We start from the raw sequence: 13,235 nt of genomic DNA, 5'->3' as shown, positions 1-13,235 counted from the left end.
TGCGTTAAGTCCGGCAAATTCGATGCTCCGATGCAACTCGACGAAAATCCACGATGAGCTGCGCTGAAGCATCGCGTGCAGCTTCAGAGATCGCTGCGAATGCGAAAAAGGGATGGAACAGGTTCGCAAAGCGGTGAACCTTGACGACATTGCCTGCGTCCACGAGGCGCTCTGCAAACGCTTCACCGATCTGGAGGGTGGGGCAGTGGCCGGCCAAGCCAATTACCGTAGGCGGCATCGACGCGAGATTGGCAGCTCGTGCGGCAGAAATCGGAAAACGTTCGGCCGCGCCGACTTCGGCAGGCAGCGCCTTTCCCAGGATCGCATGGAGATCATGCGTCGAGAGCATCGGATAGTCGCCGGTAACGCAGGGAAGCGCAGCCAGCGCCGCGAGATCGGGCGCCGGCACGATCAGCAGTAGTCCGCTGAGATTGACACCCAGCACCTTCAGCGAAACTGCAGCGCTCGCGGCCAGGTTCGCACCTGCGCTCTCGCCCGCCAGGGCGACGCACGCCGCGCTTCCGCCCAGTTCCTCGGCATGGGCCCTCGCCCATTGTACGGCCGTCACCGCATCGCTGTGCGCGGCCGGGAGCCGGTGTTCAGGGGCAAGGCGGTAGTCAACCGAGACCACGACCGAACTGGATTGCTCGGCCAGAAACCGGGCCTCGTTATCCATCTCATCGAGGCCGCCGAGAATGTAGCCCCCGCCATGAAGAAACACCGTGGTCGCCTGTCCGGCGATTTCTGCAGGCCGATAGATCCTGACCGCAAGGTCGCCTCCCGAACCAGCGATCAAACGATCGTCAACCTGCATCCCTGCGAACTCAAAGCGAGGACTGTGGGACGCAATATTCGAGAAGATCGCGCGAGCCTCGCTCACATCCATCGTCAGAAGCGACGGCCCGGCCTTGGCAGCGGCCTCCGCAATTTCGGCAAGCTGGGGATCGAGCGGCGTCATGCGTCCACGCCCCGCCCCAGGATGCGCTCCTGCGACGCTGCGGCCTGCTGCCGAATACCATCGAGATCGAAGCCTACCAGCTCACCGCCTCGCTTCAGAATCCGGCCTTCCACCATGACGGTATCCACGTTGCCCGGGTGCGCACCGGCAACCACGGTAGCAACCGGCTCGGACATCGGAAAAAGATTCAGGTGCCGCGCATTGATCAGGATGATGTCTGCCGATTTTCCGACGGCAAGGGTTCCGACCTTGGAGAGTAGTCCGTTTGCACGCGCGCCCTCGATCGTTGCAAACTCGAGCACGTCTCGAGAGGCCAGGGTGGCCGGAGCATTCTTTTCCCGTGAATGGCCTCCGCCCATCCATGAGCGGTAGTGCCCGAGGGCGCCTCGCATCTGCGTGAACATGTCACCGCATCCGCAAGCTTCCGTGTCGCCGCTGAGACTAGGCCGAATGCCGCGAGCGAGGAGCCGATCGAGCGGAATATCGCCGATGCCCTGAGCATTCATTTCGACATTGATGCCGAGCGACACCGTGATGCCGTGATCAGCCATCATGGTCAGTTCTTCATCACTGCTGCAATTGCAGTGAACGAAAGTCAGATCCTCGCCCAGGGCGCCGGCACGTTGCATTTCTGCAATGGCCGATTTCTCGCCGTTGAACGGGAAAGCCCCCATGTGGATCGTCGATCGGATCCCCAGGCTACGCGCCAGCTCGAGGTCCGCCTTCCAGACGGATGACGACGCCATCTCCGGCCCTCTCGCTGCCATCGCCAGCGTGACAAGACCGTCGTCGGAAGCGAAATAGTCGCGGCGCAAGCGCGCGATATCCTGCGGGTGCGCCCGGTCGCTCTCGACCATCCAGGCGGCAGGCTCCACCAATGGCCAACCATGTGCAAAGACCGCCCGCATGCCGGATTCGCGTAGTGCCGCGATAGATGCGTCCGTATGTTCGGGCGAGTTCTGGATATGCGACCAGTCGAGCAGCGTCGTTATTCCGCTTTCGATGGCCGAAAGCGTGCCCATCAAGGTGCCGATCCGCACATCTTCGGGCGTATACCCACCACCGCGCGTAAAGAGCATGTCTTCAAAATAGGCCTGAGCACTGCAGTCCACGCAGCTGTAGCGCATGCAGCTTTGCCAGATATGCCGGTGCGTATCGACGAAACCCGGCATCGCGATCATGCCGTCCGCATCCAGCACCTGCGCATCCATCGGGCCAAGGTCTGAACCGATCGCCCGGATCTTTCCATGTTCGACCAGGATATCGCCGCGGGGAAAATCGCCGATGGTTGGGTCCATCGAGACGATAGTTGCCCCTCGAATGATGGTGCGTTCCGCCATCACACGAGTTCCGCAGCGAAGGTGGCAGCGCCGATTGCCTCGCGCATTTCCTGAACCGTTGGACGCGCATCGCTGGCCCAGGCCACGTAGCCATCAGGCCGGATCAAGATTGCCTGGAGATCTCGCTCATCAGCAGGAAGTCGGACGCCCTTGGCCTCAACAACCCGGACGCTGGCCGGCAGATGATCGAGACCCTTCGTGATCGAAACACCTGTCAGGTCCAAGAGGACAAACTGCCGAGCGTGGAGCTGTTCGTAGACTCGCGATGCAGTGCCATCGAGGAGAACGAGATCGAGATCCTTTGCCCGAAGACCAACGGTCGGATGCGCATCGGCTGAGCGCGGGTACGGCACGCCGATCCCGTTGAGTTCGAGACCCACTTTACGGTTCATCTCGGGTAGCGGAAGGAAGCGGGCTTCGAGGTCGCGCTTGTACGCCATGCCTTCTTCCGAGAAATCGAATTGCACCGCGCATTGCCGCTTGACGCTCTGGAGCAACTCCTGCGCAACCGCCATGCGCTCCTCGTTGTAGGTGTCGAGCAGTTCCGGCGCCGCATACCCGGAAAGAACGTGCGACAGCTTCCAACCGAGGTTGAATGCGTCCTGGATGCAGAAATTCATGCCGACGCCGCTTGCCGGGTAGTGAATGCGGGCGGATTCGCCGACGAGGAACGCCCTTCCCTTTCGAAGCGAGGGAACGATCCGCATCTGGTCTGTGTAGCGGGAAGCCCACGCCAGCCCTTCACACCCCAGGTCGCTGCCGTAAATGTCGGTGATGCAGCGTTTGAACTCGTCAAGAGTGACCGGCACATCGCGCGGCGTGCTGCGGCCTTCGGCGTGAACGATGCTGAAGCGAACGATCCGCTTTCCGAAAGGAAAGCAGCTGCCCCACCCCAACTCGTTGCCGACCATCTTCAATCCGCCCTCGAAAGGGAAGTCCATGATTGCGTCGGCAATGATGCCCGTAAAAGTCGGGCCATGCCCTTCGAAAGGGACCTCGAGGGATTTGCGGACCGTGCTGCGGGCGCCATCGGCGCCGACGACGTATCTTGCCGCAACCGTCACGGCCTCGCCTGACGGTGTCCGAGCGCCAATCGTAACGCCATTGGTGTGCATTTCGATCGACGTGACCTCATGCCCCATGCGGATGTCGGCTCCGCCCTCGCGGGCCCACTCCTGGAGCACTTCCTCGGTATAGTTCTGCGGCACCAGCAGGGTGAACGGATAGCGCGACTCAATCAGCCGCCAATCCACCGGCTGCAGCCCGGCCCAGATATGGTAGGGATTGAACGGCCAGTGACGAATTTCGCGGGCTTTGCGGATAAAGCGCTCTGCGACGCCGCGCGTGTCGAACAACTCGAGCACGCGAGGCAGCAGAGTTCCGGCGCGCGATTCCACCACATCGGTCCGCCGTTCGAGCACAACCACGCTATGGCCGACCGCGGCGACCTCCGCCGCAACCGTCAACCCGGAGGGACCAGCCCCGATTACGACAACATCTGCTTGAACTACCACAAAACTCTCCACGTTATTCGAGGCGACCCGATAGGGCTCAGAAGTCGAAGCCCAGACGCACACCGTACGTCCGCGGCGGGCGCAGGATTCCGACCGCGAAGCTCGTCGTGCTGAAAGGAGGCAGGAAGGATCCTGCCATCACGGTCCGGTTGGTTAGGTTGTTGACGAAAGCCGTGACGAAGTATCGGTTGGCTGGGGCGTGATAGGTCGCAGCCGCGTCGAATGTCGCGTACGCCTTCTGCTCTTCTTCGGGCAGAAACTCGAGCGATGTGAGCGTCTTCGACTGGTAGTGCATCCGCCCCGAAAGGACGACCCTGCCCTCATTCGTGAGGTCGATGGTCTGCTCGGCAGACAGGTTGACTGTCCACTTTGGGGCCTGCGGTGGGCGCCGGCCGCTACAGTCGACCGAATAATTCACGCCCGAGAGCGTGGAAGGACAGGTCGTGCTGGGCGGCGCGCCAAAGTCTGGCACCGAATAGACGAAATCATTGTACTTCGCGTCGAGGTACTGGAGATCGGCGGAAAGCAGCGTGTTTCGAGTTGCGAGGAACCGGATTTCGCCTTCCACGCCGCGGATCGTGGCCTTGCCGATATTTTCGGTCGGCAGGACAGCGCTACCCGCGGAATCGAGAGCCACATGGCTGATTTGCTGGTTCGCGTAAGTCCACCAGAAACCTTCGAGGTTCACCTGGAGGCGATTGGAGAGGAACCTGTTCTTCGAACCAATCGTCCAGGCCTTGATGTTCTCCGGCTTGTAGACGCCCTCGTCGTGCGTGAAGAAGAATCCGCCCGATTTGAAGCCGGTCTCGTAGCTCGCGTAAAGCAAGCTGTTTGGGCCTGCGTCCCACTCCATTCCGGCCCGCCAAGTAACGCGCTCGAACTTGGCCTTGCGCTTGACATCGATGAGCGTCCCGACCTGCAATGTGCCGTCGGAGCGCATCTGCGGAATGACCGCACCGTCTACGATTGTCACATCGGGTGCGCTGGTGTCTCCAAAGGCGAATGGTTCAGCGTCCGGGCAACCACCCATCCCGGCCAGACAAATCCGATCCAGGATGAGGTCCGTGCCATCAAGGTACTTCTTCTCGTGCGTATAGCGAAGCCCGCCGTTCAACCGGAACGTCGGCGTCACGTCATACGTCACGCGCCCGAACGCTGCGAGACTGGTCGTCCCGGTCTTGTACGTCTGGCGGGTGTAATCGAACTGATTGTTGACCAAAAACAGCGGCACGTCCGTGTCGGCATCGTAATAATATCCGCCGATCAGCACTTTTAGCGATCGCGCCTGGTCGGATGCAAAGCGGGCCTCAAGACTCTTTTCTTTCGTCGAATCCTTTTCAGTAATCAGGAAGCCGACCGTCGAATTCTGAGTGTCGATCTTGCTATGCCGATACGAGGGAAGCAGCGTCAGTGTACCGAGCGAGGTCTTCCAATCGATGGTCGCTGCAACCCCGTAAAACGTGTTGTTCTGGTACTGCACGCGAGGAATTCCGTAAAAATTGCGGCCTCCAAGCGTATTGGGCACGCTCTCGTAGAATGCCTGTCCCGCATCGGAACTCAGCCCATCGCGGTTGCCCAGACCAAGCGCGACCGGGGTCGATCCGGCGCCCGTTCCGCCCTGATGGACGTAGTCTGCCAGGATATTGATCTTGAGGTTGTCCGCCGGCTCTATTCGAAGCTGGACGCGCCCGCCGGCGTCATCCTGATCATCGGTACCGTCGTGCATGTATCCGTCGTGACGGGCCGTAAAACCTGCGACCCGCAAGGCCACGCCTTCAGATACGGGGATGTTGAACGCCCCCTGGGCATTGACTGTATCGTAGTTGCCCAGCTCCAGGCTGAAGCTGCCTTCGAGGCTGTTCGTCGGCGCTTTAGGAATGACGTTGATGGCACCGCCCGTGGCGTTGCGTCCATAGAGAGTGCCCTGCGGTCCCTTGAGGACCTCGACGCGCTCGATGTCATAGAAGAATCCCGCGGTGGAAGCAGGGCGACCGATGTAGACACCAGCGTAATTGAACGCGATCGCGGATTCCGAAAGCGGGTTGCCGTTCACGTTACCAACGCCGCGCAGGTAGAAGTTGAAGCTGCCGTTGGACGGAGCGATTTGCAGCGCGGGGACAATGGCAGTCAACTGCACGGGGCTGACCACAGATGCGGCGCGCAACTCGTCACCTCCAACCGAAGTTACGGCAATGGCCGCCCGCTGCAGGCTTTCGGACCGGCGCTGGGCCGTCACAACAATGTCCTGGAGCCCCTCGGCTTGGGGCGGTTGAACCGCCTCCTCGCCCGTGGCCTGCGCCGTCGCGCCGGACGGGTTGCTGGCGCCGGTAGATTGCGCTGCAGCTGGATTGAAAGGCAAAACGGCGAACGCCGCGACCGAAATCAGGAACCTGCTTTTCATCATCTCTCCCCGCCCACTCATTGGGGTCTCCGCCGCCTTTTCTGCGTTGCGGGAAACCGTGGGATCTGAGCTGAGATGTGCGGTGTTCAGGGCCTTGTTGTAAAATTTCTTCGCTGAATTGGAGCTATAGGTTCCGCTGATGATCCAGCCAATGGCACCGTCCGGAAAGCGGGAAACGCGACGGGTTGAGCGATCCCGAGCGAGGTCGCCTCGACCACCCCGTTTGGCCTTGAAGCGACACTAGGATCCCGATCGCACGGCGATGACTGACAGGGATCAAGGCAATCGAGCTAAGCCGCCTCGGATGATTTTGAGTTCTGCAGAATTTGCGCGGTCTCGACAATCGCGTTGCGCATCCAGACATGGCCGCGGTCCATGTCCGACATCGTGTTCCAGAGCAAAGTCTCGACCAGCTCGGGAATTTCGACCGGGCATTCGTGCAGAACGAAACCCCTGGCACCGCCGATAACCTGGGTGATGCGGGCCGGAAATGTGGCGATGTAATCCGTTCCAGCAACCAGCAGCGGCATGGCAACCAGTACGGAGGTGACTGCCCCGATCTTCGTGTCGAGACCGAGAGTGCTCTTCGCCTGGTCCTCCAACGAACGCACACCGCTCCCCGAGCGGTAACTCACATGAGGATATGCAAGATAGGTCGCCTCATCCATTCCATGCTTCACTGCGGGATGCTCAGGGCTTGTGGCCGTCACATAGCTGTCCCGAAAGAGATCTGCCCGCCTTACCTTGCTGCCGTCAGCGCTTGCTCCCATCAGGAAAAGGTCCTGCGCCGTGACACAGAAATCAAGGTTCCGAGCGGTAAGCCGCTCAAACGATTGGTCATTGAGGGCTTCGGCCTCGCACCGAATGTGCGGAGCAGAGACCGATAGTTTTTGAACGAGCAAAGGCATGAAAACGGCGGCGCAGTAATCCGACATCGCGATGCGGAACGTGCGCGTCGCGGTGCTCGGGTCGAAGCCGTCGGTAAGACCGATCAGCTGCTCGGTACGGCTGAGCAGGTCCTGCAAAGGCCGAACCAGCGCCTCGGCAACCGGAGTGAGCTTCAGCTCCCGGCCGGAGCGTTCGAGAATGGGGTCGTCCAGACGCTGCCGCAACCTCTGCAGCGCATTGCTCATCGCGGGTTGGGTAATGTGAAGCCGCGCAGCGGCACGTGTAACATTCCGCTCCGTCAGAAGCGCATCGAGCGCGACCAACAAATTAAGGTCGAAGCCGTTGAAATGCATCGAGACGCGAACCTCCAAGAATGATCCGGAAGTCTGCACCTCCCGGCCCGATACCGCCAGCGATACCGGTGAGGCGTTCGAAGCCTTACAGGGGAAGTTTTTCCCATGATAATAGAATGGCCAATTGCCGTTGAAGGCGGACTCAGGTGGTTTCTTGGCCCCGTTTGGCCGCCCGTACGAATACGGGCGGCCGGGGATTGCTCTTATGGTTTCGCGAACCTAGCTCAGAAGGACTTGGTCAGGCTGATGCCGTAAGTCCGGGGTTCGTTGAGGTAGAGCTGGCTGGTCATGCCGAAAAGCTCGGTATTCGTCGTGGTGGACGTGATGACAGTCTTGTTCGCGAGGTTGCGCACGAACAGCTGGGCCGAGAAATCCTGCTTCTCGCTGGCCGCAACGAACGAGAGATTGATGTTGTCCCAGCCTTTCAGGCGGTCGATCTCGGCATTGTAAATGCGAGCGTAGCTCTTGCCCTGGCGGTAGTAGTCACCCCGCAGAGTGAGCGACCAGTCATCGTTCACGTCATAGCGGTACTCTGCGCCGAGCGAGACCGTCCAGTTCGGAGCATCGGGAAGCTCCTTGCCCTTCAGATCAACCGGAATGCCATCCGACACCACGATACCCTGCGACGCGAAAGCTCCGCTGCAAACTCCGAGCAAAGCGGCTGAAGGGATTGCACCGGCATTGATGCCGCCCAGCAGACCGGCAATGCCGTTGGTATTGGCAACGCATCCCGTACCGTTGCCGTTCTTGACGAACGTCAGCGAAGGATCTCCCTGGGTACGGTTCAGGAGATCGATCGACGTCGAACCCTTTTTGATCGAGGTATCGAGCAGGCCGACATTGGCGTTGAGTCGGAGGCCGTGCACCGGCTGCACGATCGTCTCGAACTCGATCCCCTTGATGGTTGCATCGATGTTTTCGTTGGCAACCGTGAGGGCAACGACCTTGGAGACCTGATAGTCGACGTAGTCGTAATAGAACCCGGTGAGGTTCAGGATCACACTCCCGCCGGCGAGCGTATTCTTCGTTCCGATTTCGTAGGCGTTGACAAACTCGGGGGCGTACGTGGGCTGAACCCCGCCAACGCTGACCGACGAGGCCGGATTGAAGCCCCCTCCCTTGTACCCCTTTGCATACGAAGCATAGAACATCGACTTGTCGGTGAACGAGATTTCGGGATTCCACTCGACGTTGAAGCGCCCGGTCAGCTCCTTGAATCGTGCATGCTGCACTTCGGTCGTGACCAGTCCGCTTCCTGGAGTGAATAGAGCCACAGGAATGACGTCCGAAGTCTTGTCGTCATCCGTATAGCGCAGGCCGCCGGTCACGCGCAGGTTATCAGTCGCATCCCAGTAGACTTCACCGAACGCCGCTTTCGCCTTCAGGCGATATGGCGTCCTGTTGAACAGGTAGTTGTGTCCCGAACCATCCGGATCAGGGTTGGGGTCGATATAGATATTCGCGCCTTGCGCGTTGAGCTGTTCGGAGCGCGCCGTGAAAGCTGTCGAAGCGAGAATGAAGTCCTGGGTGGTCTTGTAGTCGAGATAGATACCGCCGACGTTGAAATTAATCGGCCCGTCGAAGTCGGACTGGATCCGCAGTTCCTGGGTCCACTGGCGATTGCGGTTGTCGACCTTCTGGTACGACTGGTTGAATGTCGTAGCGCCGAGCTGGGGGTCCACGAACACGCCGCCCGGCGAAAGCGCAGTGTTGTTATATCCGAGGTTCGGAATGAAACTGTCGGCGTCCTGCTTCGCAGAGCTGTAGTCCTTCACATAAGAGGTCAACGAGCTCAATTTCAGGCCGGCGGCGAAATCCCATTCGAGATTGAGTTCGACGACATCGTTACGCGCTATGTAGCGGGGATCGATCGCAGAAGCGAACCGGCGCAGGTTGCTGTCCTGTCGTACGCCGGCATTGGCATTGCCGGTGACCATGCCAGTGGTCAGCCCGACGATCCCGTTGACGGTGCCGAGGCTATTGGGCGCCCCCAGAGCTGCATCGTCATAAAGCGAACCGTTTGCGCAGCCCTGGCTAAGCAAACCCTGCGTCGTGGGATTCGTCGCCACACCGCCCACGCTGGTGGGGCCGGCATCGGGAGTGCAGAGCTGCTTCTGCGAGCGCATACGGCGATCATCCTCACGGAACCGCTCCCACATGAGCCAGCCGCTGAAGTTGTCGCTGGGTTTGAAACCAAGCGTCAGGCGGCCCGCCCACATGTCACGATCGTCGCCGTCACGGCCAGTAAACGTGTTTTGAGAGTAGCCATCGCGCTTGAGCAAGAAGCCAGCGGCCCGAACTGCGAAGATGTCTCCGAGCGGCACGTTCACATAGCCGCGAAGCTTCATCGTGCCGAAGTTGCCGACATCGGCCGTGACCGAGGAGGAAAAGTCATCCTTGGGCTTGGCTGTAATAATGTTGACGACGCCGCCGGTCGCGTTTCGCCCATAGAGTGTGCCTTGCGGTCCGCGCAGCACCTCGACACGCTCAACATCATAGAAGTCGGTATCGGCGATACGGCTATTGGTCAGCGGCGCATTGTTGATGTGCACGCCGACGCCAGTATCGGCCGTCGCGGTGGTCAGCTTTGCGCCAATGCCGCGAAGCTGGAAATTGACGCTATTCGTGGCGTTGCGCGAGAACGCCATGTTCGGAATCTGGGTTCGCAAGTCACCCGCGGAAGAAATGCCGCGTTCCTTGAGGCTATCTTCCGAAAAGCTCGAAATTGCGATCGGCACGTCCTGCATGCTTTCCGCACGTTTCTGAGCGGTAACGATAATCTCGGGTATAGCGTTGGACTGCTGCGTGCTTGCCTCCTGGGCTGCGGCCGGGACGGCCAGCGCTGCAAGCGAACATCCGCCAAGCAAACCGCACGCACTAATCTTGCGGATTTTCCTGCTCATTTCTTCCCCTCCTGTACCGGCTCGTGGCCGTCGTTCTGATTATTCAGGTGGAAATGGTCCTGCTGTCTGCGCCAAGCGCGCACGCCTGGGGACGGCTGGGCACCTCTCCTCAAACTTCATTGCGAGCGGGGGACCCTCCCCATCTACTGCAAGAATCAATTATTGTCGTTATGACAAAATACTGTCAGGTCGCTCACAGTCTGTCAAACTGGATCGATGCTTTTGTGGTGCTGGCGCCGGCCTTCACCGGCGCCAGCAGCCCCGTCCTTCACCCGCGTACCTGCGCTGGTATGCACGCGACCCTGGGCGCAGGCTGTGCGGCATTCAGCGTGCCGTCACAGCGGTCCGGGGCACAGTCAGATCTTGAGAATTCGGCGCCTCGCGCCCCCCTGTAAGATTGCGAACCGCAGCCGCGATCTGCGTTGCGTCGCCGGGGGCGAATGCAGCCATGACATATCGGTCGGGTCGGACCAACAGCATCATTCCATTGGCCGCCAGCAAGTCTCCAGGCGCCACGCCCTGCGTGATGACTTGACGCACGCTGGGGATCACCGCCGGATCCGCCGGAGCGTTCAAGGTGACTAGGTTGGGCGTCAACCGCGTCGTTTCAAAGGCCTTGGCGGCCCCCGCCAGAGCTGTCGGTGTGACGCCTACGCCGAAGAGCACGAAACCAGGCGGTAGCGCGTCGTCGAGGAGACGTTCACCATGGACCGCGTCGGCGATCACCGGCTGCGGCAGGAGACGACCGACCAAGGGCTGCGACGACGGAACAATGAAACCAGCCTCAAAGCGGGGCTTTGGTTTGTATTTCATCTCGCCAAAGTAACTGCGAAGCGGAGGCCAGATTCCAGCGACCCGGAACGCCGTTTGGGTCAACCAGCCGGACAACTTGCTGGACGGACCCATAATTCGGCCCATCCGCAGGGCGAGTTCGATCATCGCTGCCACATGGTCGCGCCGCTCAAGTTCATAGCTTTCGAGCAGGCGTTCCGGCAGGCGCCCGGAGGTAACCTCAGCCAGCTTCCATGCCAGATTGTGTGCATCGCGGACGCCGCTGTTCATGCCTTGCCCGGCAAACGGCGGCGTGAGGTGCGCCGCGTCGCCAGCCAGGAACACCCGGCCAACAGTCCACTTTGCCGCCAGCCGGGCATGGAAGGTATAGACAGTCTGCCGGACAATCCGGCTGCCCGGCGCGACACCGCGAGATTGGAGTAACCGTTGGACGTTGTCGGGCTGCAGAAGCGCGGCTTCGTCTTCGCCGCGGAAGAGTTTGAACTCGAAGCGCCGGGTCAGATTTGGCCCGGGAAGCGCGATGCATGGGCGCTCGATATCGCAGAACACCACCGTATCGCGCTCGGCAGGGGAGTTCTCGAGATCAACGATCAGCCACCGCTCCGGTATCGTCTCACCTTCGAGGGCAATGCCAAGTTGCTTGCGAACGAAGCTGCTCGCTCCGTCCGCGCCCACAAGAAAGCGGCCCTGGACCGCTCGCGTCTCGCCCTCACCGGAGATAGTGACTTCGACGCCCTCCGCATCCTGGTGGAAACTCTGGACTTCCCAGCCAAAGAGTGCGGTGATGTGCGGAAAGCGGTTTAGCCCTTCGCGCATCCGGCTTTCGAAATCAGGTTGCCGAAATGCGTTACGGCGCGAATGTCCATAGGGTCGGCCGCTCGGCAGGACGGTAAGGAAGCATTTGCCCTGCGGGGTCAGATAGCGCGAGCCGTAACCGGCCACGACACCGCCCATCACCGATTCCAACATCCCGGAAGCCTGCACCGTGCGGAGCGACTCATCGTCGATCGAAACCGCTCGCGGCTCTTGGACGGTTGTCGGATTGCGCTCGATGACCAGGGTCGAAACACCCTGGCCACCAAGCAGATTGGCCAATACCAATCCGGTCGGGCCGGCACCTACGATGATCACATCGTAGGGCCGACCGGTCGCCTGTTCAGCGCTCATCCTCGACCTCGTTTTGCAGGATCCCGATCTGGGAGACTTCGATCTCGACCTTGTCGCCGGGCTTCAGCCACACCGGCGGTTTGCGCTTGGCGCCGACGCCGCCCGGCGTGCCGGTCGCGATCACGTCGCCGGGATTGAGCGGGGTGAAGGTAGAGCAATATTCGATCAGCACCGGGATCGAGAAAATGAGCTGATCGAGACCGGCAGACTGGAGCACTTCGCCGTTCACACGGGTTTCGAGCTTCAGTTCGCGGTAATCGGTAATCTCGTCCGAAGTCACCAGCACAGGACCGAGAGCGCCCGTCCCCGGGAAATTCTTGCCCGGCGTGAACTGGATCGTGTGTCGCTGCCAATCGCGAACGCTTCCGTCATTGTAGATCGAATAGCCCGCGACATGGTCCATCGCCTGGTCACGGCTGATGTAACGTCCGCCCTTGCCGATCACGATCGCAAGCTCGCCTTCGTAGTCGAGTTCCGTCGACATGTGAGGACGAACGATCGGGGCCTTATGTCCGATCTGACTATCGGCAAAGCGGGTGAAGACAGCAGGATGGCCCGTCACGTCACGCCCCGTTTCGACGCGGTGCATCTCGTAGTTGAGACCGATGCAGAGGATTTTGGTCGGGTCGGGAATGACCGGCAACCAAGTGATGTCGTCGACACTGAAGCGCGGCACATCGGCGAGAACCGCCGAGATTCGGCCCGTCGCATCAGCAGCAATTGCAGTCCGCAGCGTGGGATATTCAGCCCCAAGCACCGCCCCGACGTCGATGGCTTCGCTGCCGTCAATCACGCCCCAGGTGGTAACGCCTGCATGCTCAAAACTAGCCAGTCTCATATTCGCTCTCCGTTGGCGGAATGGCGTGCCTACGCGGCGCACCCTTCCGATCAGTCAGTCAGTCAATGAAGATGTGAAACG

Annotated in this window: 8 protein-coding genes and 1 pseudogene; all 9 read right to left on the bottom strand. The window is 60.4% G+C overall.

The features are described 5' to 3' along the window. Positions 1-4: 4 nt before the first annotated feature. The 9 genes and pseudogenes from U9J33_RS08020 to U9J33_RS07985 all read right to left on the bottom strand — a co-directional run bounded on the left by U9J33_RS08020 (position 5) and on the right by U9J33_RS07985 (position 13,154). A complete protein-coding gene (locus tag U9J33_RS08020; protein WP_324698875.1) occupies positions 5-958 on the bottom strand; it encodes an alpha/beta hydrolase fold domain-containing protein in 954 nt (317 codons plus the stop codon). Beyond that, positions 955-2,298 carry an amidohydrolase family protein gene (locus U9J33_RS08015; RefSeq protein ID WP_324698874.1) on the bottom strand — a complete coding sequence of 448 codons (1,344 nt, stop codon included), beginning with the start codon at positions 2,296-2,298 and terminating at the stop codon, positions 955-957. Before U9J33_RS08015 ends, U9J33_RS08020 begins: the two co-directional genes overlap by 4 nt. Then, positions 2,298-3,764, bottom strand: a complete 1,467-nt coding sequence (locus U9J33_RS08010) for an FAD-dependent monooxygenase (protein WP_324698873.1) — start codon at positions 3,762-3,764, stop codon at positions 2,298-2,300. The genes U9J33_RS08015 and U9J33_RS08010 overlap by 1 nt, the downstream gene beginning before the upstream one ends. Positions 3,765-3,849: 85 nt before the next feature. Continuing rightward, the gene (locus U9J33_RS08005) at positions 3,850-6,216 is read right to left on the bottom strand and encodes a TonB-dependent receptor (protein WP_324698871.1); all 2,367 of its coding nucleotides are present in this window, start codon (positions 6,214-6,216) and stop codon (positions 3,850-3,852) included. Positions 6,217-6,503: 287 nt separating this feature from the next. After that, complete coding sequence (locus U9J33_RS08000; protein ID WP_324698869.1) at positions 6,504-7,454, bottom strand: LysR family transcriptional regulator; 951 nt, start codon at positions 7,452-7,454, stop codon at positions 6,504-6,506. A 224-nt stretch (positions 7,455-7,678) separates the two neighbouring features. Then, a complete protein-coding gene (locus U9J33_RS24860; RefSeq protein ID WP_420719878.1) occupies positions 7,679-9,403 on the bottom strand; it encodes a TonB-dependent receptor domain-containing protein in 1,725 nt (574 codons plus the stop codon). Between the two features lie 486 nt (positions 9,404-9,889). Further along, positions 9,890-10,201: pseudogene (locus U9J33_RS24855) on the bottom strand (TonB-dependent receptor plug domain-containing protein); the annotation flags it as partial. A gap of 480 nt (positions 10,202-10,681) precedes the next feature. After that, entirely contained in the window at positions 10,682-12,316 is a 1,635-nt protein-coding gene (locus U9J33_RS07990) for a bifunctional 3-(3-hydroxy-phenyl)propionate/3-hydroxycinnamic acid hydroxylase (RefSeq protein WP_324698866.1), read from the bottom strand. Beyond that, positions 12,306-13,154 carry a fumarylacetoacetate hydrolase family protein gene (locus U9J33_RS07985; protein WP_324698865.1) on the bottom strand — a complete coding sequence of 283 codons (849 nt, stop codon included), beginning with the start codon at positions 13,152-13,154 and terminating at the stop codon, positions 12,306-12,308. The genes U9J33_RS07990 and U9J33_RS07985 overlap by 11 nt, the downstream gene beginning before the upstream one ends. Positions 13,155-13,235: the final 81 nt, after the last annotated feature.

The sequence above is a fragment of the Novosphingobium sp. RL4 genome (assembly GCF_035658495.1).
Classification (GTDB): domain Bacteria; phylum Pseudomonadota; class Alphaproteobacteria; order Sphingomonadales; family Sphingomonadaceae; genus Novosphingobium.
The sequence above is the reverse complement of the archived record's forward strand: the minus strand, read 5'-3'. Positions and strand labels throughout refer to the sequence as shown.

Bases quoted from the DNA above. Each gene is read 5' to 3' on its own strand.
- U9J33_RS08020 (WP_324698875.1), bottom strand. From the start codon at position 958: ATGACGCCGCTCGATCCCCAGCTTGCCGAAATTGCGGAGGCCGCTGCC.
- U9J33_RS08015 (WP_324698874.1), bottom strand. From the start codon at position 2,298: ATGGCGGAACGCACCATCATTCGAGGGGCAACTATCGTCTCGATGGAC.
- U9J33_RS08005 (WP_324698871.1), bottom strand. From the start codon at position 6,216: ATGATGAAAAGCAGGTTCCTGATTTCGGTCGCGGCGTTCGCCGTTTTG.
- U9J33_RS08000 (WP_324698869.1), bottom strand. From the start codon at position 7,454: ATGCATTTCAACGGCTTCGACCTTAATTTGTTGGTCGCGCTCGATGCG.
- U9J33_RS07990 (WP_324698866.1), bottom strand. From the start codon at position 12,316: ATGAGCGCTGAACAGGCGACCGGTCGGCCCTACGATGTGATCATCGTA.
- U9J33_RS07985 (WP_324698865.1), bottom strand. From the start codon at position 13,154: ATGAGACTGGCTAGTTTTGAGCATGCAGGCGTTACCACCTGGGGCGTG.